Below are 19,470 nucleotides of genomic sequence, written 5' to 3' on the forward strand. Positions count from 1 at the left end.
CGCGACCCCCTCGCCCTGCGGCAGCGACTCGCCACAACCGTCGTCGAACGCGCCATCCGCACCGGCGTGGAACAACACGGCGGCGTCCAATTCGACCTCGTGACAAAGCACGACTGCGCCGAAAAGTGCCCCGACTCGGACTGTCTGGGAGGGACTCCCACGGGGAGCATCCCAACCGTCCAGCCCCAGCATCCGGACCCAGACAGTAAATAGCTGCGCACCTTAAGTAGCAACCCACCTCGGCGGCTCGCGGCTTGTTCCGGCCCGTGCCGCCTAGGTACACCCACCTCCAACGCATAGCAAAGGTTATCGACATGTCCCAGCACCACGACCAAGAACAGATTCTCCGGGTTAGCAGCGAAGGGAAGGATTTCGTGAATATCCAGTTGGAGTCCTCGAGTCCAGTGACTGTTCGGCTGCAGCTGGATGGGGGCTGCAATTGCCAACACGACAACGGAACCCGCCCCGGCTCGTATGTTGACAGTGACCCCGGTCCCCGCTGACTGCGGCGGCGTCCCGCGGTCTGAATAGTAGTCCTTGGTGCCATGGCCATAGTTGCGACGGCCTCGGCATCAATACTGCTGGATCTGGCCCGGAAGTCAGCGGCCACAATTGCCCGTGCCGCCGCGCCGGTCACAGCCTTCCTGGTCGGTATCGGCACCACAAGATGGACCGGGGGAGGCTCCGAGGCGCCAATCCTGTGCGGCCCATCGGGGCGGGCGGGCGTACTGTCAACACGAAGGTTCTCGGTGCGTCAGGCAACCGGAGGTTTCCTTGCCGATGGGGCTCTTCCCCGCACACCCGCTCATGGTCAAATAGGAGGGTTGCACCGGCTGTCCGAGTCCGACCGCGGCCTCGGCCATATGGAAGGAAAGCACATGACTGATAGGCAGGAACACCCACCGGTCCCCACCCCCGGAAGCGCCCAGGGTTTGGACAGCAAGGTTGAGGGCGGATGCCCGGTGGCGCACGGCAGCGTGACCTCGCACGGCAGCGAAAGTGAGAATCCGGCGATCGACTCGCCGCAGCCCAAGGCGCACCGGCCGCGGACCATCGCGGACTGGTGGCCCAACCAGCTCGACCTCAGCGTGCTCCACACCGATCACCCAGCAGGCAATCCGCTCGGCCCAGCATTCAGCTACCGGGAGGAGTTCCAAAAGCTCGACGTCGAGGCACTGAAACAGGACATCATCCAGGTCCTGACCACCTCCCAGGACTGGTGGCCCGCAGACTTCGGCCACTACGGCGGCCTGATGATCCGCATGAGCTGGCATGCCGCCGGCACCTACCGCGTCCACGACGGCCGCGGCGGTGCCGGGGACGGCAGCCAGCGGTTTGCGCCGCTCAACAGCTGGCCGGACAACGCCAACCTCGACAAGGCCCGGCGGCTGCTATGGCCGGTGAAGCAGAAATACGGCCAAAAGCTCTCCTGGGCCGACCTGCTGGTCCTTGCGGGCAACGTAGCCCTCGAGTCGATGGGATTCAAGACCTTTGGCTTCGCCTTCGGCCGTGAGGACGTGTGGGAGCCTGAGGAGATTTTCTGGGGGCCCGAGGACACGTGGCTGGGCGACGAACGCTATACCGGTGAAGGCAAGATGGCGGACGACGTCGGCGCCACCGAAATGGGCCTGATCTACGTCAACCCCGAGGGTCCGATGGGCAATCCGGACCCGGCCGCCGCCGCCGCCTTCATCCGCGAAACCTTCAAGCGCATGGCGATGAACGACGAGGAGACCGTCGCACTGATCGCCGGCGGCCACACCTTCGGCAAGACCCACGGCGCCGGCAGCGCTGACGACCACGTCGGCCCCGAACCTGAGGCCGGCGATCTCGATGCGCAGGGCTTGGGCTGGCTCAGCACGCACGGGACCGGCAAGGGGGCGGACACCATCACCTCGGGCCTCGAAGTCACCTGGACCGACAAGCCGACCCAATGGAGCAACCGCTTCTTCGAGATCCTGTTCGCGCACGAGTGGGAGCTCACCCAGAGCCCTGCCGGTGCCAAGCAATGGGTAGCCAAGGACGGTCCGAAGATCATCCCGGACGCCCACGATCCGGAGAAGAAGCACCGGCCCACGATGCTCACCACCGATCTCTCGCTGCGCGTCGACCCGACCTACGAGAAGATCTCGCGGCACTTCCTGGAGAATCCGGACGAGTTCGCCCTCGCGTTCGCCAAGGCCTGGTACAAACTGCTGCACCGCGACATGGGCCCCGTCAGCCCCAACCTGCTTGGGCCATGGGTCCCGGACCCGCAGCTCTGGCAGGACCCCATCCCCGCCGTCGACCACCAGCTGATTGATGAGCGGGACATCGCATCCCTCAAGGGCAGCCTCCTGGAGTCCGGCCTGTCCATCGCACAGCTCGCCGGCACGGCGTGGGCGGCGGCCTCCACGTTCCGCAAGACTGACAAGCGCGGCGGCGCCAACGGGGCACGGATCCGGCTGGAGCCCCAGAGCGGCTGGGAGATCAACGAGCCCGGGCAGCTGGGAACTGCGCTGCAGGCCATCGGGGCCGTGCAGCAGCAGTTCAACTCCGGCCAGGCCGGGGGCAAGAAAGTCTCGCTCGCTGACCTGATCGTCCTCGGCGGCTGCGCGGCGGTGGAGAAGGCCGCGAAGGACGCCGGCTTCGCCGTCACCGTGCCGTTCCGGCCAGGGCGTACCGACGCCGCCCAGGACCAGACCGACGTCGAGTCCTTCCAGTACCTGCAGCCGCGGGCGGACGGTTTCCGCAATTACGTGCGCCCGGGGGTGAAGCTCCAGCCGGAGACCCTCCTGCTGGACAAGGCATACATGCTGGATCTGTCCGCGCCGGAGATGACAGCGCTCCTGGGCGGCATGCGCGCCCTCGGCACCAACGTCGGCGGTTCCGCCCACGGCGTCCTCACCGACAGGCCCGGGGTCCTGACGAACGACTTCTTCGTCAACCTGCTCTCCCCCGGCACCAAGTGGAAGGGCTCGGAGGTGGAGGAGAACGTCTACGAGATCAGCGACGTCGCCACCGGCGAGCTGAAGTGGACAGCCACCCCGGTGGACCTGCTGTTCGGCTCCAACTCCCAGCTCCGGGCGCTGGCCGAGGTCTACGCGAGCGACGATGCCAAGGAGAAATTCGTCAACGACTTCGTGGCGGCCTGGGTGAAGGTCATGGAGCTGGACCGCTTCGACCTGAACTGACCGATGCCTCCGGCCGGCCGCAGAACGCCCCGCCCTCCATCTACGGAGGGCGGGGCGTTTCGTCATTGAGATACAGGTCCCCACTGATGTAGCGCGCTACCAGATGTATTGACCTGGGAGGTTGGTGACGGCCGGTGTCTGACCTTTGAGTGAGGTGTGATTCTCGCAGGACCCCACCTGCGGTTCACGCGCACGGAGATAATCCGCCGCTCAGTCCGCGTCGCCGTGCGCCGGGAGAGAAATGCGGGCGGCTCGAGGGGTCCGCCATCGCCTCCGGGCCGTATTTGCTGTAACGCTGCGCCCAGCGCGCCGCCGTCGGGTGGCCCGTCGGCAACGAATCGCGGCCATGCGATTTCAGAGATCGTCTTCGGGTCGGGCGGCAAGGATCCGATTGGCGCTGACCTGCAGGATGCCGAGCGACTCCTGGATCAGGGGCGATGCGATGCTGCCCCTGCGCACCGCAGCGACAATGCGGCGCGCGGGCTTCCCTTTGCCAGTAATGCGCAGTCGAACCACGTTTTCGGCACTACGCAGGGGTGCCAGTCGCGGCAGCAGGCCTACGCCCAGCCCCGCACCAACGAAGGCGATCTGGGTTTCCCATTCAACGGCCTCATGGGCAATGCGCGGTGTCACCCCGACAGCCGTGAACGCCGCTGTGAACAGGGAATGGTACGTGGAACCGGCGGCCTCGGTGATCCATGGTTCCGATGCCAGCTCTTCGAGCGTCACCGTTTCCCGCGATGCCAACGGATGGTCAGCGGGAATGATCACGTCCAGGGGATCGTCGAGCAGAACGGTCTGTTCGAAGCGCGGATCGTCCTCAACATAGGTGTCGGACTGCATGGCGACGATGACCGCGAGGTCAATTCGCTCGGCAACCAACAAATCGAAGCAGCGGGCTGGGTTGGCCTCTAGTACCTGCACCTCCAGCTGGGGGCGTGTTGAGCGGAGGGTGGCGGCAAGCGGCGCGAGCAACTGGGCGGCCGCCGTCGAGAATCCGCCAAGGCCAAAACGGGACTGCACCTGGTCGCCGGCCTCCATGGCTGCGGCGCGAAGGCTCTCCCATTCGGCGATGAGCGTGTCCGAGCCCGCCACGAGAAACCGGCCCGTGGCGGTGAGCCGCACGCCCCTGCCGTCCTTCGTCAGCAGCTGCATTCCAAGCACGCGCTGGAGCTCCCGCAATTGCGCGGAGACAGCGGAGGGAGAATAACCCGTGAGCTCCGCGGTTGCGCCAATGGTGCCGCACCGGGCAAACACCCGAAGTGTGATGAGCCTCGCATCGATCATGCATCTATTGTGCACGGTTATCTTCCAAATCTTGCGCTTTTGTTGCGGTTCAATCATCCCTAATCTCATGAGTACAAGGTTTTTCGACAACGCCGCTCGCACCCACGCAGCCGTGGTCCCGACGAAACACACACTTACCCACGCCTCCCGGGAGGAAACACATGTCTGCTCCAGTCTTGCCCCTCAACTCACGCGGAAAACTCGCTTCTTCCTTGCCTGCAGAGCAGCTGGCGGAAATCAGCGGGTTGTTCGAGTTCCGGCGCAAGGGATATTCCCTCGATGCCCCCTTCTACACCGATCCCACGATTTTCAAAATCGACATGGAAGCCATTTTTGGCCAGCACTGGATCTTTGCCGCCAGCATCGCCGAACTGCCGGAGCCGGGCGACTACGTCACCGTCGACTACGGGCCCTACTCCCTGATCGTGCTGCGCAACGACGACGGCGGCGTGAACGTCCTGCACAACGTATGCCGCCACCGCGGCGCCCGCGTCCTGACCGAACCCGCGGGGTCAACAGGAAACCTGGTCTGCGGCTACCACTCTTGGACATACTCCCCCGACGGCAATCTGATCCACGCCTCGGCACCGGGGGAAACGAAGTTCGACAAGGGCTGCTTCGGCCTCAAGCGTGCCCACAGCCGCGTGGTCGCCGGACTCATCTTCGTCTGCATTGCGAACGAACCGCCGGCGGATTTCGACGAAACCGCTAAGATCTTCGAGCCTTACCTCGCACCCCACGATCTGTCGAAGACGAAAATCGCCTACCAGCAGAACATCGTCGAGGAGGGCAACTGGAAGCTCGTCATGGAGAACAACCGTGAGTGCTACCACTGCGACGGCCACCCGGAGCTCGCCTGTTCCCTCTTTCCCACCTGGGGCCTGACGGAGGGCCTGATCCCGGCCCACCTTGAGGAAGTGTGGGACCGCAACAAGGAGGCACAGTCCTCGCTCGAGGAGCGTTGCCGCCGCTATGGCCTTCCCTATGAGGTGGTGGAGGAGCTTGATACGCGCATAGCGGGTATCCGCATCTCACGGGAATCGCTCGATGGTGACGGCGAATCGTTCTCGCCCGATGGACACCGGCTCTCCAAGAAGCTGCTCGGCGACTTGCGGGACTTCCGCCTCGGCCGCTGCTCGATGCACCTGCAGCCCAACAGCTGGTTCCACTTCCAGAGTGACCACGTCATCACGTTCGGCGTCTTCCCCGTCAACGAGCACCAGACCCTGGTACGTACCACCTGGCTGGTAGCTGACGACGCCGTGGAAGGCGTCGACTACGACCTGGAGAAACTCACCTACACCTGGAAGCAGACCAACCTCCAGGACAAGGCGTTCGTGGAGCTGTGCCAGACGGGCGCCGGCAGCCCCGCCTACGAGCCCGGCCCGTACATGAAGAGCGAATACCAGGTGGAGGCGTTCATCAACTGGTACGTGCAGCGCGTGCAGGAGCACTTGGCATGATCGAAGTCCTCACTGAGACGGCAGTCCAGGAGCCACAGCGCATTCGCGGTCTTGAGATGCCGTGGAACAGGGTGATGGGCAGCACCGAGGGACCCGCCGGTGCCGCCCGTGCTTTGGGTCCCTGGCATCCGCAGGAGTTCATGGCCGAATGTGTCGAGGTTGTTCCCGAGGTGGGCGGCATGATGACCTTCGTGTTCCGTCGCTCCGACGGTGCGCCACTGGCGTTCCGTGCCGGCCAGTACGTGAACGTTGCCTTCCCCGTGAACGGCGAGGACCAGGATCCGGTGGACCGCAGCTACTCGCTGTCCAGTTCGCCCACCAAACCTTGGACCTTCGACATCACAGTCAAATGCGATCCCACTGGACTGGTCTCGCCCTGGGTGCACGAGAACGTCAAACCCGGCACCGTCCTCGAGATGCTCGGACCGGTCGGGGCATTCCACCTGCCCGACGCCGACCGGCGGGCAAGATACCTCTTGCTGGCCGCCGGCGCAGGCATCACCCCCATCATGTCGATGGTGCGGACTATTCACTCCCTGCCCGGACAGGCCGATGTGGTGGTGCTTTACCACGGAGCGGAGGCCGGAGGCTTTGCCTTCAACAAGGAGCTGGCCTACATCGCATCCGTGGACTCGCGCGTCAAGGTCTTCTACTCCTTGGGCGACCGCAGCATACCCGAGGGGTGGGAAGGGCTCACCGGAAGGCTGACGGCAGCCATGCTCGACGAGGTGGCCCCCGATGCCAACGGCCGTCAGGTCTACGCCTGCGGCCCCGAGGGTTACCTGAACATCACCACGGAGCTCCTGGGGAAGGTGGGTGTCGACGACACCTCCATCTACATGGAATTCTTCTCGGGAGACCGCCAGACGATCCTTGAATACCAGGCGGAGCTCGCGTTTGCAGTGGACATTGCGGAGGAAATCGCCGAGGAAATCGCCGATTCCCCCGAGGACTACTACGAAAGCCAGCCCGCCGCGTTCGGGCTCTACGAGCCCGGCTACGACGCCGAGGGAACCCTGAAGGCCACGGGGCTGCCGCTGGAAACCGTCGACCCGGAAGCGCCCAGTCCTGAAGCCCCCGACGGCAGTCCGGAGGTGGGGCCGGAGGCAGGGACCCCCGATGCCTCGAGCTTCGACACGGTCGGAACGGGAAGCCTCACCCTGGCCTTCATGCGCACCGGCATCAATGTGCGCATCGACCCCGACGAACATATCCTCGGGGTGGCCCAGCGTGCGGGCGTCAGGATCGGTGCGAACTGCAAGGAAGGCATGTGCGGCTCCTGCAAGGTCGTCAAGCTTTCCGGGGAGGTGGACATGAACCACCAAGGCGGGATACGGGCACGGGAAATCGATGCAGGCAAGTTCCTGCCCTGCTGCTCCACCGCACGGACCGATATGGTGATCGATGCCTAGCCGCTGCCAGCTGCTCTAGGCCGGACAGCGTCAGGGATTGTATCCACGGCAAGAATACAAGCGCGAGAATGCCACGCGTGGCGTATCGCTTGCCCCCTTTGGATCCCCGGGCTCCCCCGCCCACGTCGTGCCTTCCCGGGACATTAACGCACCACCGGCTCGAGGGCATGTGCGATCAAGATGCCGGCCACCAAACCCCCATCTATCGCCACAGCCGGCCTGAACGCCTTCGTTGCCCCGTAGCGATATGCGCTGCACGTATCAATTGACCCAACTTGCTTCACGAAAACTGACCACAACTACCTCACAGACAGTCTGATGCGACCAGCATCACCCGTGAGGGTTCGATCGCCAACCATAGGAGCCATTCAATGTCAGGTAACAAAGCCGTTGCATACAAGGCGCCGGGGATCGTGGAAATCATCGATACCCCGTTTCCCACCTTTGAACTGCAGGCCGGTCCCGGCGTCAATCCCGTCAATGTTGGCCGGAAGGTCCCGCACGGGGTCATCCTGCGCACCGTGAGCACCAACATCTGCGGCTCGGACCAGCACATGGTTCGCGGCCGCACCACCGCCCCTGCCGGTCTCGTCCTGGGGCACGAGATCACCGGGGAAGTCATCGAGACCGGGCCCGACGTCGAGTTCATCAAGGTCGGGGACATCGTCTCGGTCCCCTTCAACATCTCCTGTGGGCGCTGCCGGAACTGCAAGGAGGGCAAGACCGGGATCTGCCTGAACGTGAACCCCGACCGTCCCGGGTCCGCCTACGGCTATGTCGACATGGGCGGATGGGTCGGCGGGCAGGCGGAGTTCGTCCTGGTCCCCTACGCGGACTGGAACCTGTTGCGGTTCCCCGACCGGGACCAGGCCCTGGAGAAGATCATGGACCTGACCATGCTCTCGGACATCCTCCCGACCGGTTTCCACGGTGCTGTCACGGCAGGTGTCGGCGTCGGCTCCACCGTCTATGTTGCCGGGGCCGGTCCCGTGGGGCTTGCCGCGGCGGCCAGCGCCCAACTGCTGGGGGCCGCGGTGGTCATCGTGGGGGATCTGAATGAGGATCGCCTGGCCCAGGCCCGATCCTTTGGCTGCGAAACCGTCAATGTGGCCAACGGCGACCCGGCTGACCAGATCGAGCAGCTTCTCGGCGTCCGGGAGGTCGATGCTGGTATCGACGCGGTCGGTTTCGAGGCCCGTGGACACGGACACGGCACCGCAGCCCAGGAGGCGCCGGCCACCGTGCTCAATTCGCTGATGGACCTCACCGCCGCCGGCGGGTCCGTGGGCATTCCCGGCCTTTATGTCACAGGAGATCCGGGTGCCGCGGACGCGGCGGCCCAGAAGGGCAGCCTGTCCCTGTCCCTGGGCACCGGCTGGGCAAAGTCCCTCTCCTTCACGACCGGCCAGTGCCCGGTGATGAAGTACAACCGGCAGCTGATGATGGCCATCCTGCATGACAGGATCCACATCGCCAAGGCGGTCAACGCCACGGCCATTTCGCTCCAGGACGCCCCGCGCGGGTACGCGGAATTCGATGCCGGAGCCGCCACGAAGTATGTCCTGGACCCGAACGGCTACCTCAGCAACTAGTCCGAGGTAAAGGAAGGGGTTCTCTACAGGCAGGATAGAGCGGTCGTTGCACCACCCAGACAGTGTGGGTGGTGCAACGACCGCGTCGTAGTTGACAATGAAACCACCCGCCGCTGGAGATCCGTTGGGCCCGCGGGTCGGATCTGCGGCAGCGGATCTGCATGGCGCAGATTTGACGGAAGCAAACGTAGCAGGCGCGCATCTGTGGAGTGCCTCGGGCCCAACCGACATGCGAAATGGATCGGCAAGCCCCATTGCGTGCCGGGGCCCCGGAATGCCGAGAAAGTCGGAAGAAGGCCAAGGCTGAGGAACGGCTCAGCAGCACTGGCGCTGGCCACAAATGAGAAGGACCCGTCCGAAGACGGGCCCTTCTGTGTTGGGTGGTTCAGTTGCCGACCAGTACCTGCGCCTGGACGTTGCCCGGATGGTCGAAACGCTGGCCTTCCGGCTTGGGTCCCGTCAGGACGAACACGAGGAGGACAATGCCGCCGACGAGTGGAATAAGGCCGAGGAGCGCCATCCACCCGCTGTAGTTGGCATCATGCAGACGGCGAACAACCAGCGCCACTCCGGGGACGAGCGTGGCCAGCGTCCAGGCGAACAGGAGACCAAGCGCGATGACCGATGCAACGTTGGCATCGTTGACTCCGGCAAGCATAGCCAGGAGGTAGAACAGGTTGCTGACAACACCGTTGACGAGAATCATCCACCAGTATTCGCTGGGGCTGGCGCGGCCTGAGAACGTGGCGTACTTCTTGAAGAATCTGATGACGGCGTCCGGGGCGGATGCGCCGTAGAGGGGTGCCCACAGGGGCACATCAATGGACTCGACATACTGTTGTTGCGGTGCGTAGGTCATGCGGTTCTCCATGTGTGGTCGTGTGACGTTTGTGGTCGTGTGACGTTTGTGGTCGGTCGATGGGCGTCCATGCGGCGCAGCAGCCCAAGCGACAAAGGGATGAGTCGTAAGATGTGTGCCGCAGCGGCATTGCCGGCGAGATGAACCCGCCTGACCGGCGGGCCAAGATTTGCCCAGATGCTGCCGCCCCCAATCGGCGCCGATAGACATCGTATAGGGGCTTATCCATCCATCCGTGGCAGGAACTTGGGGAGAAGTGCCCATGCTGAACGTTCGGCTGGGCGGCGACATACTTCACGCGGATCAAAAAAGAGCGATCGCAAGTGCAGATCCTGCTTAACTATGGGAAAGTCGGACGCTGCCGATGACATGTGCAAGACGCCGGCCTCCAGGAAGTGAGCACGGGCCACCAACGGCGCAGCAGAGCCGACCGCAAGTCCGCCTCTTCCCCGGCCAAGAGGTGCTCGACTGGCTGGCGGCAGGCAACTGATAGCGGCCGTTATGTCGTGTTTGTGTTCAAAACGGGTGGCGGCGGCCGATCGTCAGCGTTCGGCCACTCCTCGATGCTCGAGGACCGCGGGATGCATGGGTCAGAAGTTACAGGTGTGAAACATGGTGGTGATCGGGTCGTCGCCGCACGTGGTTAGTGTCAGGGGCGACGACGCACCCACAACGAAAGTGATGACGCATGAGCGAGCAGCTGACGAGTACCCGAACACTGGAGCCGACTACGACGGCAGGTAACGCCGACGCCATGAGCGCAGCAAAGGAGAGCCTGGAGGATTACACGCTCCGGTTCGCTCCTCGCTCGTACCGGAAATGGAGCGCCGGGGTTGTGGCAACGAGTGCCCTGGGTGGCATCGCATACCTGGCCGACTTCTCCATCGGCGCGAATATCGGCATCGCATACGGTACGGTGAACGCCATCTTCGGCATCGTCGTGGCCGCCGTGATCATCTTCGCCACGGGTTTCCCGCTCGCGTATTACGCGGCCCGTTACAACATCGATCTTGACCTCATCACGCGCGGGTCCGGATTCGGCTACTACGGTTCGGTGGTGACGAACGTCATCTTCGCGACCTTCACATTCATCTTCTTCGCCCTCGAAGGCTCCATCATGGCCCAAGGCCTGGAATTGGGGCTCGGAGTCCCGCAGTGGCTTGGCTACGCGGTCTCCACGATCATCATCATTCCGCTGGTGATCTACGGAATGAAGACACTGGCCACTTTGCAGGTCTGGACCACTCCCCTGTGGCTGCTCCTCATGGTGGTTCCCGTTGGCTACCTATTGCTGTCCCACCCGGAAAGCATCGACGCCTTCTTCGCCTATACCGGCGCTTCCGGTGAGGATGGCACAAACCTCGCGTCGGTGATGCTGGCCGCCGGTGTTTGTCTTTCACTCATGGCCCAGATCGCCGAACAAATCGACTACCTGCGCTTCATGCCGCCCAAGACCGCCGAAAACAAGGGCGCCTGGTGGCGTGCTGTGATCCTCGCCGGACCGGGCTGGGTCATCTTCGGCGCCATCAAGCAGATCGTTGGCATGTTTATTGCCATCTACCTCATTGCCACCCTCGATCCCGCAGCATCCGTCCACGCCAACGAGCCCGTCCACCAGTTCCTTGGCGTGTACCAGGAGATGATGCCCGCGTGGCTGGCGATGTCCCTCGCCGTGGTGCTCGTGGTCATTTCACAGATCAAAATCAACGTCACCAACGCCTACTCAGGCTCGCTGGCCTGGACCAACAGCTTCACCCGTATCACCAAGACTTACCCGGGCCGCATGGTGTTCGTGGTGGTAAACCTGGTCATCGCGCTGATACTCATGGAGTCAAACATGTTCGAATTCCTGAATACGATCCTCGGCTTCTACGCGAACTGCGCCATGGCCTGGGTGGTAACAGTGGCCTCGGATATCGCCATCAACAAGTACCTGCTGAAGATCTCGCCGAAGGTACCCGAATTCCGCCGCGGCATGCTCCACGCAGTGAATCCGGTTGGCTTCGTGTCCATGTTGGTCTCGGCCGGAGTTTCCATCGCCGTGTTCTTCGGGGCGTTCGGCGCCGGGGTCCAGCCGTACTCCCCGATTTTCGCCGTGGCGTTGGCGCTCATACTCCCGCCAGTCCTCGCGCTGGCGACGCAGGGCCGCTACTACCTTCGGCGCACGGACGACGGCATTGACCTGCCAATGTTCGACGCCGACGGCAACCCGAGCGATACAAAACTGCTCTGCCACGTCACGGGACTTGAGTTCGAACGCCCGGACATGCTCCGCTCAGGTCAGGACGGGCCCGACGGCGAACCCCGGTTCATCTCCTCCCTCGCCTTGTCAACGGACAAGTCCGGCGAGCTCGTGCTGCCGGCCCGAAAGTAGGCTGTGCCGGGTCCAACTCACAATGCGAACTGGAGCCCGTCGGGGAACCGCAGAAGCAAGCGCGGTTCCCCGACGTAATCCTTAGTTGGACGGGAAGTTGTACGAAGCTCCCCCGATGAGGTGAAGATTGCGGTTCCGTTTCCGAACGGGCTGGCGTTGATCAGGTTGATGCCTGCTGCAGGTCCTCCACCCGGACCACCACCGGACGGGACCGAAGATCTCCACGCCCGGCTCGGTCTCCGTGACAGTCCTAACGATGAACTCGCGCCTAACGATGAACTCGCGGGATTCGGCGCTGATCACAGGGCCCATATCCGCATCGGCCTCAGTGCCGTTCCTGACCTTGATGTCGAGGGCGCGGTCTTCGATCTTCTTGACGAGGAGGTCGGCGGAATTTGAACAGGACCGCGGTGCTCTTGGCCAGGGAAACGTCGCCCTAGGATTCGTCGAGGCAGTACCTCAGTACGCAGTCCGGCGATCAGCGTTGAACTTAGAAAAAACGCTTCACGCATTGTCAGACCCTTGGTTCATCCTTTCCTCATGAACTATCTACGAGGAAGATTAAAGGGTGCGTCTTGAAAGTCGCTGACTGGTTCCTCAAACTCGTCGTCGCCCTGGTCATCATCACAGAAGCTGCGGCCGTTTCGTTCATCTGGCTCACTCCCCCGCGCACCTCCTACATGCTGCAGGAAGGCGAGCCGGTTGCGTACCAGTTCGTCTCGATCGACCACATGAGCCGGTATGTTCTGGCGGCGACAATCGCCCATGAGGATCAGCAGCTCGGCACCCGCGAGGGCGCCTTCGATCTCGATGACTTCAACGCCAGGGTTATGGCATTTCTGGAGGGCGGGAAAGATCCCAGCGGTTCAACCATCCCCCAACAGCTCGCCAAGAACATCTATCTATGGCCGGATCAGAACGCATTTAGAAAGGCTTTGGAGGCCGGCCTTGCCGCTGAGTTCAGTCTAACGCTGTCGCCCAGGCGCATCTTGGAGCTGTACCTCAACTATGCACAGTTCGGCCCTAATCTCTACGGCATCTGCGCGGCAACCTGGTACTACTTTGGCCATGCCCCATTCGAGATGACGCCGTATGAGGCCGCGCAGTTAATTGGCGTCTTGCCTTTTCCGAACCGGGTACGGCGTTTGAAGGACGGCGGCATCTACCTCAACAGGGAAGTAGATAGCTTGGTCTGGAAAAACGTCAAGGAAGCGGCTAACGTCCGGATACCCGGACAGCTGGAAGGACTCGGCGGCTGGGAGGCAGCCGTCGGGACAATCGGCATCACCGATCAAGCAGCTGACCATAGGGCAAAGCGGAACAACCCTGATGCGTGCTCGACTATGCCAGAGAGTGTGAGGGTGACGCTGGCATCGGCTACTCAGTAGCTCAGCACCGCCCGGGACCATCATGACGATATTTCTCGTCGGCCTCGGGGTTGAAGGGAGCCGTATTCCGAGAAGGGCAGCATCACCTGCCGCGGTCGATCAACGACTCAGTTCGTCTCATCATCATGGCCTAGTGCCAGAGGCGCTTTCGACGTATGGTGCATAAAAATCCTGATAAGCCATGCCGTGAGGGGCTCGGCCGCCGGGTTCCTCGCTCCGGAAACCGGGGGCCGGGACCTAGATCCGGAGGCCGAGGCCTTCTGGATCGCTCCCCGTCCGCCGCACGGACTGCTCGGCCCGCTCAGTTCCTCGGCTGCACGGCGTGATGACTCCCGCGAGGCTCCCGATGCGTTCTCGGTCAGCCCGCTGACACATCGATCAGCACCTTGCCGATGATGCTCTCTTCCACCGCCGCGTGGGCCGCAGCCGTGTCAGCCAGGTCAAAGCGATGCAGCGGCAGACCTGCGGCTTCTCCCACCGGAAGGGCGCCGGCGGCGATGGCCGCATTGATGTCCTCGGCGGCGGCTTGCACCGCCGCCATGCCAACGGTGTAGAGCAGCACGAACTGATAGCGGACATTGAGGCTGAAATGCCTGCGCACGTCCAGGCTCATCTGATCGCCGCCGTTGTTGGCGTAGACCGCGATAGAGCCGCGGTTGCGGATCACTGCCAGGTCAAGTTCCGCGTTCTGCGCGGGTGCCACCTCCGCGATCTGGTCAACGCCCTCGGGAGCGATGCGGCGGATCTCCGCGGCAGCATCAGTTTCCCGGTAATTGATGACGTGATCGGCGCCGGCAGCCGTGACCAGCGCAGCCTTCGCCGGCCCGCTCACGGTCGTGATCACAACGGCGCCGGCCCACTTGGCGAGCTGGATCGCCGCATGGCCCACGGCGCCGGCCCCTCCCGCGACGAGAACCACTTTGCCATCCAAGGTTCCCGGGTGCAGCCGCCGCGGGCCGTCCTCGGCGATGGTCAGGGCCCGGTGGGCGGTGATCGCGGGAACGCCCAGGCTTGCGCCGAGATCGAACCCGGCGTTCTCCGGCAGCGGAAAGACCCGCTCGGCCGGCAGGACGGCGAACTCCTGGGCTGTCCCGCCGTCGGCACGCTGGTAGGCGGCCAGGGCCAGCCAAACCCTGTCACCGACGCGGAGATGCCCGACGCCGGGTCCAACGGCGTCCACCACTCCGGCGCCGTCCTGATTCGGCACGACCTCCGCGAAGGGCAAGGGCTCGCCCGGTTTGGCGCCGCGGCGCGACTTCCAGTCGGTGGGGTTCACCGCGGAGACCATGATCCGTACGCGCACCTCCCCGCGGCCCGGGTCGCGGCTCTCGCGGTCGGCGAGCTCGAGAACAGACGGATCGCCGGTGGCACGATACACGATTGCTTTCATACTCAGACCCAACGCCGGCCCCGACCGAAAATTCCCGCCACGTGCCGGACCTGATGCGGGTAACGGTAACTCCTGGCCCTGGAACCCTCCATGCCCGGTGCCTGTCCCAAAGGATTTGAGATGCTGATCCGGGCACCCGCGCGCGTACCTAAGGCATAAACCGGTATCCGATCACCGTCTCGGTGAGCGGTTGGCGGGGTTGACGGTCAGGTCACACAAAACTTGCGGCCCCATGAAGGCGTGCCAGCAGGAGTATGTAATGAGGGAGCCACAAAAGGATCAACGGCAGAACACTCGCTCCGGTGGTGGAGGCGAGATGCCATGCAAGGAGTTGACTGGGCTGCCGCCGAAACCCGGTGTGTAGATGGCGGTAGGGCGTTGCGCGGCTCCAGCCGACGAGGCGGCCGGCTTCTTCCGCGGTTCGTCCCTTCGCGCGACCGTCCCGGGCGATCCCCAGTTTGTTGTTTAGGGAGACAGCATCTGGTCCGGCAGCGGTACCAGGCCGTGGCAACGGGGACCTGCTGGCTATCGCAGGAGAGGCGGAGCATACTCAAAAGACAGCCGCACGCGCTGCGTCGCCGTCCTCCGGTGCCCCCGTCAAGGGTTGTTGTCAGGGCACAATGCGGAATGAGGCCAGTCATCGCCAACCAACCACAGCTGCTGCCCCCGGATCTCGTCGTCGACCACTTGCAGGATTTTGTGTTGAAAACCTCGGACGTGAAGGAGATGCTGGACGAACTCGCCGAGTTCTCCGCCGTCACCCTGGCCGACCCGGCCACTGCCTTCTGTAGCATCACGCTGATTCAGCGAAAGAAACCAGTGACCGTCGCCAGTAGCGAAGAAAAGGCGAGCCGCCTGGATGAAACCCAATACAGTAGCGGCGATGGGCCCTGCCTGACAGCGATCCGCCGGCAGCTCGTCGTGCATATCCCTGACCTGACTAGCGACGACCGCTGGCCCGCCTACACCGCGGCCGCGCTGGAGGCGGGAGTAGGATCCAGCCTGTCCGTGCCGCTGCTCCTTGCGGGGGAAGCGGAAGCCGGCCTTAACCTGTACTCCACCCGGTCCCATGGCTTCACCGGTGACGACATCAGCATGGTCGAAACGTATTCATATCATGCCTCTAAAGCACTGCGCCTGGCCGTGCGGATCAGCCAGCTGGCCGAGGCGAAAGCCCACCTCACTGCTGCTATGGAATCCCGGACGACCATCGATCTGGCGACCGGCGCCATCATGGCGCAAAACCGCTGCAGCCAGGAGACGGCCATGAAGATCCTGAAAATCGCTTCCAGCACCCGCAACGTCAAACTCCGGGACATCGCCGCATCAGTGGTCGCTTCGCTTTCACAGGACCCAACAGTCAGGACGCACTTCGACGCGTAAGGACGTGTTCAAACGGCGTCAAGCCGGGGGCCAAGGACTAGGCGAACCCGAACAGGGGCGGGAAGAGCAGAACTACGACGGCGGCCCAGGCGCCGTAGACCGGCAGGTATCGTGTTTGCCAGCGCTCGACGGCGGTGAACAGTCGCCGGCCGCGCAGGAATCCGACGGCGAGCCATGCCGCCCCGAACAGGTGGACCAGAAGTACAACGTTTAGGCCAAGCGCGGCGATCTTATTGGGGCTGTAGCCGAACTCGGCGATGCGCGTAATCATCGCCGTCAACATCACGGCATCGACACCAAGGGCCCCGGCCACCAGGACCAACTGCAGGGCATCAAACAGCCCGGGAGGAGCGAGTGAGTCGCGGGCGGAAATCGAGTAGAGCAGCAGGCAGAGCACGAGCACGAGGATTGCGTCCATGAGGATGAGCAGATTCCGGTCGATGTCGACGAAGCCACCCGCGGTGGCAAGCAGGGGCAGAAGCCCCAGCAGCATGACAACCGTCAAGGGCGTGAACACGCGCGTGAGGACGGGCGCGATGTTTTCGACGACCTGCTGCTTGGCTTCGACGAGCCAGCCCGCGACCACAAGCGCCCCGGGCACCGCGAACGGCAGGATCCAGTCTTCCAGAACCGGTTCGAAGTCGGCGCCAATGATCCGGAGGGTGGCGAGTGTGAGCGCGATCAGGACGGCGCCCCCGAGCGCGAGTAGCGTGAAGTAGATCGCAAGCTCACCGGTAAACCGGACGAAGTCCATGCGTCGCCGGTCCGACCGCCACCTCCCTCCGACGTAGGCCCCTCCGGCCAGCAGCCACAGGACTACCAGGGCGTGGAGTGCGGCGAGCGTCCCGGTGGATCCGCCTGACGCGAACGGGTAGAGGTTGAGCGCGACTGCCAGAACGGCGAAGGGGACGAACAGTGTCACCGTCACCGCCACGGAGAATCGGCGCTTCCACATGAAGTACGCGGCCAGGAAAGGAAAGACGAGCAGGCCGACGTTGCGCATCAGTGCTTCGCCTCCGTTGATCCATGCAAGGCCAGCCTTGACCGCCAGGCCCGCCCCGACAGCCAGTGCAAGGACGACTGCCAGCTCGCGCCAGGGTGGCGTGCCGGCGTCGTCGGAACCCTCCGGAACCAGGACGAGCTGCTTCCACAGCCGGTCGGAGTGTTCGCGGGCAAACTCGTGGGAGACCGCGTCGAGGTTGCCTAGGCGCTTGATGGCGACCAGGAAAGCCTCCTCATCATCCAGGCCGGTCGCTCGCCGGTCGGAAATCTGCTCGCGCAGGTGGTCCTCCAGCTCGACAACGTCCGCGGGGGAGATCGCCTGGCTACGCTGAACAAATCCGCGCCACCGGTCGATCTGGGCCTCCAGCTCAGCGTGTGACTCCATTACGCCCACCCCTCCACCGAGGCAGGGAACCGGGGCGTGGTCTGCCACACCTGGCGCAGCGCGTCTGCGACGACGGTCCACTGCTCCTGCCGGTCGGCGAGTGCTTCCCGGCCCGTTGGCGTGATTGCGTAGTGCTTGCGCCGGCGCCCGGCGTCGGAAGTACCCCACAACGACGATACGAAGCCGAGCCGCTCGAGTCGGTGCAGCAGCGGGTAGAGCATCCCCTCGGTCCACTGCATGCCACCGCCTGACAGCTCACTCACCCGCTTGAGTATTGCGTAGCCATACAGGTCCCCGTCCGACAGGATGCCCAGAACAAGCGGGGTGGCCGATGCAGCGACCAGGTCTTTATCAATGCGCACCGCGCCTCCTATACCTAGAACTGAAGGGTATCAAACATAGAAGCTCTAGGTATGAAAGTTGGCGAGGACGCGGCGCGCCCCTTTGAGGCGCCCGGCTGAGGATTGCAATTGGAGTACTCCTTGGAGGAACGTTCCGCATTGGATGCTAGATCCTGCCCGGTGACTTCGTGGACACCCCAGATGGCGGCGCCATCCTGTCAGGTCAAACGCTCCGTGGTGCGCCGCTTCGTGCTCTGGACAGGCACGCCGACATTTTGTAAATTCATATCAGTCCTGTTCACCCTTCCTGGGTGGGGACCCTTTACCGCCGGGTGCACGGCGGCAAAGAGAGCCGCTGTAGCCGAACGGTGGCACACTGATGCACCCGCGGAAAAGAGCCCGAAATGGCCACCTCGCACTTCGAACGATTCCTCCTCGACGCCACCGTTCCGGATGAAACCTGCTGGCCCCTGGGCCCGGACTGTCTCTACGGCCTGTACACCAGCTGGTGCCTGCTCCAGAACATCACCCCCGTAAGCGACATCGCCTTCCGGTCCGCGATGAAGCGCCGCGGGATCGATCTGCGCACCAGCAGACGGCGGATGATCGGTCCGGCCGCAGCGGACTACATCCTGGCCAGCTACCCGGCAACGGCCTGACTATCCGCTGGATCCGTAGGCCCGCCAACGGATGGACAACATTTCGCCCCGCAGTGGCTTTGAAGTCCCCGGGCACGTCCGCCGCTTCCTACAGGGCGAAACTGACTCCTGGCTACGGATTGAGGAATACCGGGACGGCACCACGCAAGTCGTCAGAGCCGATATCCCCGGTGTCGACCCCGACAATGACGTGGCTTTCTGTCCGGCGTCGTCACTGGCTTGCGTCGGTAAACCGTTCCGCAGCGGTTTCCAAGAGAATCTCCTCGAGTTCGCGGAGCTGCCCAGTCGCGCGTGCCAGCAGGTTGGTGACCCTCTCCTGCCCGATGCGTGTATCGCTGCGGGCGAGGAGGGCCAATGTCTTCCAGAGAAGTGACTTGCCGGTTACCGCGCTGATCAGGGCTTCGAGCTCCAGCTGACCGGGAGCGCCTGTCCTTGAGTGCAGCGGATTGAGCGGGCCAAGGGAAGCAACTTGCGCGCCGATCCAGGCGAAAGGCTCTTTATAGGCGGGGACGGTTAGGCCAAGACCGTCGGTGATGCCCTGGAGGGCCGTTTTATCGTCAGTTACTTCCAGCCATAGCCGGCCAAGGGTTTGGCCGTGGGGCGAGTCCTCCCAGGACTTGGCGGCCTGCTTGAAGAGACGCTCACCGGCCGCCGCGGCGATCAAGTGGCTGTGCAGGTAAGCCGCCAACGAACGTTCGCCGCCTGTCTCGCTCCTGCCGCCTGTATTGCTACCGTGCTGTCCCGCGTTCATGATCATGCCTT

15 protein-coding genes and 4 pseudogenes are annotated in these 19,470 nt (G+C 63.6%); 11 read left to right on the forward strand and 8 right to left on the reverse strand.

Translation table 11 applies throughout. The features are described from left to right. The 3 genes and pseudogenes from AB0N24_RS23880 to katG form a co-directional block, all read left to right on the forward strand. Nucleotides 1–213 (forward strand): annotated as a pseudogene (locus tag AB0N24_RS23880) (BCCT family transporter); the annotation flags it as partial. A gap of 332 nt (nucleotides 214–545) precedes the next feature. Next, nucleotides 546–656, forward strand: a pseudogene (locus tag AB0N24_RS23885) (DUF6457 domain-containing protein); the annotation flags it as partial. Between the two features lie 222 nt (nucleotides 657–878). Continuing rightward, entirely contained in the window at nucleotides 879–3,173 is a 2,295-nt protein-coding gene (gene katG, locus AB0N24_RS23890; RefSeq protein WP_364130113.1) for a catalase/peroxidase HPI, read from the forward strand. A 158-nt stretch (nucleotides 3,174–3,331) separates the two neighbouring features. On the opposite strand, the pseudogene AB0N24_RS23895 reads toward katG, so the two are convergent. Both AB0N24_RS23895 and AB0N24_RS23900 read right to left on the reverse strand, forming a co-directional pair. Beyond that, a pseudogene (locus AB0N24_RS23895) lies at nucleotides 3,332–3,489 on the reverse strand (leucine zipper domain-containing protein); the annotation flags it as partial. Nucleotides 3,490–3,527: 38 nt separating this feature from the next. After that, on the reverse strand, nucleotides 3,528–4,460 hold the full coding sequence (locus AB0N24_RS23900; RefSeq protein ID WP_364129990.1) for a LysR family transcriptional regulator: 933 nt from the start codon (nucleotides 4,458–4,460) through the stop codon (nucleotides 3,528–3,530). Between the two features lie 161 nt (nucleotides 4,461–4,621). On the opposite strand from AB0N24_RS23900, the gene AB0N24_RS23905 reads away from it, so the two are divergent. The 3 genes from AB0N24_RS23905 to fdhA all read left to right on the forward strand — a co-directional run bounded on the left by AB0N24_RS23905 (nucleotide 4,622) and on the right by fdhA (nucleotide 8,927). Continuing rightward, nucleotides 4,622–5,923, forward strand: a complete 1,302-nt coding sequence (locus AB0N24_RS23905) for an aromatic ring-hydroxylating dioxygenase subunit alpha (RefSeq protein ID WP_364129992.1) — start codon at nucleotides 4,622–4,624, stop codon at nucleotides 5,921–5,923. Continuing rightward, nucleotides 5,920–7,335 carry a ferredoxin reductase gene (locus AB0N24_RS23910; protein WP_364129995.1) on the forward strand — a complete coding sequence of 472 codons (1,416 nt, stop codon included), beginning with the start codon at nucleotides 5,920–5,922 and terminating at the stop codon, nucleotides 7,333–7,335. The genes AB0N24_RS23905 and AB0N24_RS23910 overlap by 4 nt, the downstream gene beginning before the upstream one ends. Before the next feature lie 371 nt (nucleotides 7,336–7,706). Further along, complete coding sequence (gene fdhA / locus AB0N24_RS23915; protein ID WP_364129998.1) at nucleotides 7,707–8,927, forward strand: formaldehyde dehydrogenase, glutathione-independent; 1,221 nt, start codon at nucleotides 7,707–7,709, stop codon at nucleotides 8,925–8,927. 385 nt (nucleotides 8,928–9,312) lie between these two features. Here the strand turns inward: fdhA and AB0N24_RS23920 are convergent, their stop codons facing one another. Continuing rightward, nucleotides 9,313–9,786 (reverse strand): DUF805 domain-containing protein, encoded by a 474-nt coding sequence (locus AB0N24_RS23920; protein ID WP_364130001.1) that lies wholly within the window; start codon nucleotides 9,784–9,786, stop codon nucleotides 9,313–9,315. Between the two features lie 688 nt (nucleotides 9,787–10,474). On the opposite strand from AB0N24_RS23920, the gene AB0N24_RS23925 reads away from it, so the two are divergent. The 3 genes from AB0N24_RS23925 to AB0N24_RS23935 all read left to right on the forward strand — a co-directional run bounded on the left by AB0N24_RS23925 (nucleotide 10,475) and on the right by AB0N24_RS23935 (nucleotide 13,548). Then, entirely contained in the window at nucleotides 10,475–12,160 is a 1,686-nt protein-coding gene (locus AB0N24_RS23925) for a hypothetical protein (RefSeq protein WP_364130004.1), read from the forward strand. Nucleotides 12,161–12,280: 120 nt separating this feature from the next. Continuing rightward, nucleotides 12,281–12,559: a hypothetical protein gene (locus AB0N24_RS23930; RefSeq protein WP_364130007.1), complete on the forward strand. Its 279-nt coding sequence runs from the start codon at nucleotides 12,281–12,283 to the stop codon at nucleotides 12,557–12,559. Between the two features lie 176 nt (nucleotides 12,560–12,735). Then, nucleotides 12,736–13,548, forward strand: a complete 813-nt coding sequence (locus tag AB0N24_RS23935) for a biosynthetic peptidoglycan transglycosylase (RefSeq protein WP_364130010.1) — start codon at nucleotides 12,736–12,738, stop codon at nucleotides 13,546–13,548. 358 nt (nucleotides 13,549–13,906) lie between these two features. Here the strand turns inward: AB0N24_RS23935 and AB0N24_RS23940 are convergent, their stop codons facing one another. Both AB0N24_RS23940 and AB0N24_RS23945 read right to left on the reverse strand, forming a co-directional pair. Then, nucleotides 13,907–14,938 carry an NADPH:quinone reductase gene (locus tag AB0N24_RS23940; RefSeq protein WP_364130013.1) on the reverse strand — a complete coding sequence of 344 codons (1,032 nt, stop codon included), beginning with the start codon at nucleotides 14,936–14,938 and terminating at the stop codon, nucleotides 13,907–13,909. 364 nt (nucleotides 14,939–15,302) lie between these two features. After that, nucleotides 15,303–15,416: pseudogene (locus AB0N24_RS23945) on the reverse strand (recombinase family protein); the annotation flags it as partial. Nucleotides 15,417–15,565: 149 nt separating this feature from the next. Here AB0N24_RS23945 and AB0N24_RS23950 point away from each other — a divergent pair. Beyond that, nucleotides 15,566–16,321, forward strand: a complete 756-nt coding sequence (locus AB0N24_RS23950; protein ID WP_364130015.1) for a GAF and ANTAR domain-containing protein — start codon at nucleotides 15,566–15,568, stop codon at nucleotides 16,319–16,321. A 37-nt stretch (nucleotides 16,322–16,358) separates the two neighbouring features. On the opposite strand, the gene AB0N24_RS23955 is transcribed toward AB0N24_RS23950, so the two are convergent. Continuing rightward, nucleotides 16,359–17,708 carry a permease prefix domain 1-containing protein gene (locus tag AB0N24_RS23955; protein ID WP_364130017.1) on the reverse strand — a complete coding sequence of 450 codons (1,350 nt, stop codon included), beginning with the start codon at nucleotides 17,706–17,708 and terminating at the stop codon, nucleotides 16,359–16,361. Beyond that, nucleotides 17,708–18,070, reverse strand: a complete 363-nt coding sequence (locus AB0N24_RS23960) for a helix-turn-helix transcriptional regulator (protein WP_364130020.1) — start codon at nucleotides 18,068–18,070, stop codon at nucleotides 17,708–17,710. Before AB0N24_RS23960 ends, AB0N24_RS23955 begins: the two co-directional genes overlap by 1 nt. Nucleotides 18,071–18,453: 383 nt before the next feature. Here AB0N24_RS23960 and AB0N24_RS23965 point away from each other — a divergent pair, with 383 nt between their 5' ends. Then, nucleotides 18,454–18,708 (forward strand): hypothetical protein, encoded by a 255-nt coding sequence (locus tag AB0N24_RS23965; RefSeq protein ID WP_364130023.1) that lies wholly within the window; start codon nucleotides 18,454–18,456, stop codon nucleotides 18,706–18,708. 211 nt (nucleotides 18,709–18,919) lie between these two features. Here the strand turns inward: AB0N24_RS23965 and AB0N24_RS23970 are convergent, their stop codons facing one another. Then, nucleotides 18,920–19,459 (reverse strand): hypothetical protein, encoded by a 540-nt coding sequence (locus tag AB0N24_RS23970; protein WP_364130026.1) that lies wholly within the window; start codon nucleotides 19,457–19,459, stop codon nucleotides 18,920–18,922. Between the last annotated feature and the right edge of the window lie 11 nt (nucleotides 19,460–19,470).

It is taken from the genome of Arthrobacter sp. NPDC093128, from assembly GCF_040683875.1.
Classification (GTDB): Bacteria; Actinomycetota; Actinomycetes; order Actinomycetales; family Micrococcaceae; genus Arthrobacter.

What these genes read in the sequence shown, in the direction of transcription:
- AB0N24_RS23905 (WP_364129992.1), top strand. Translation starts at nt 4,622, where the DNA reads ATGTCTGCTCCAGTCTTGCCCCTCAACTCACGCGGAAAACTCGCTTCT.
- AB0N24_RS23940 (WP_364130013.1), bottom strand. Translation starts at nt 14,938, where the DNA reads ATGAAAGCAATCGTGTATCGTGCCACCGGCGATCCGTCTGTTCTCGAG.
- AB0N24_RS23900 (WP_364129990.1), bottom strand. Translation starts at nt 4,460, where the DNA reads ATGATCGATGCGAGGCTCATCACACTTCGGGTGTTTGCCCGGTGCGGC.
- AB0N24_RS23920 (WP_364130001.1), bottom strand. Translation starts at nt 9,786, where the DNA reads ATGACCTACGCACCGCAACAACAGTATGTCGAGTCCATTGATGTGCCC.
- katG (WP_364130113.1), top strand. Translation starts at nt 879, where the DNA reads ATGACTGATAGGCAGGAACACCCACCGGTCCCCACCCCCGGAAGCGCC.
- AB0N24_RS23965 (WP_364130023.1), top strand. Translation starts at nt 18,454, where the DNA reads ATGGCCACCTCGCACTTCGAACGATTCCTCCTCGACGCCACCGTTCCG.
- AB0N24_RS23910 (WP_364129995.1), top strand. Translation starts at nt 5,920, where the DNA reads ATGATCGAAGTCCTCACTGAGACGGCAGTCCAGGAGCCACAGCGCATT.
- AB0N24_RS23955 (WP_364130017.1), bottom strand. Translation starts at nt 17,708, where the DNA reads ATGGAGTCACACGCTGAGCTGGAGGCCCAGATCGACCGGTGGCGCGGA.
- AB0N24_RS23950 (WP_364130015.1), top strand. Translation starts at nt 15,566, where the DNA reads ATGAGGCCAGTCATCGCCAACCAACCACAGCTGCTGCCCCCGGATCTC.
- fdhA (WP_364129998.1), top strand. Translation starts at nt 7,707, where the DNA reads ATGTCAGGTAACAAAGCCGTTGCATACAAGGCGCCGGGGATCGTGGAA.
- AB0N24_RS23970 (WP_364130026.1), bottom strand. Translation starts at nt 19,459, where the DNA reads ATGAACGCGGGACAGCACGGTAGCAATACAGGCGGCAGGAGCGAGACA.
- AB0N24_RS23925 (WP_364130004.1), top strand. Translation starts at nt 10,475, where the DNA reads ATGAGCGAGCAGCTGACGAGTACCCGAACACTGGAGCCGACTACGACG.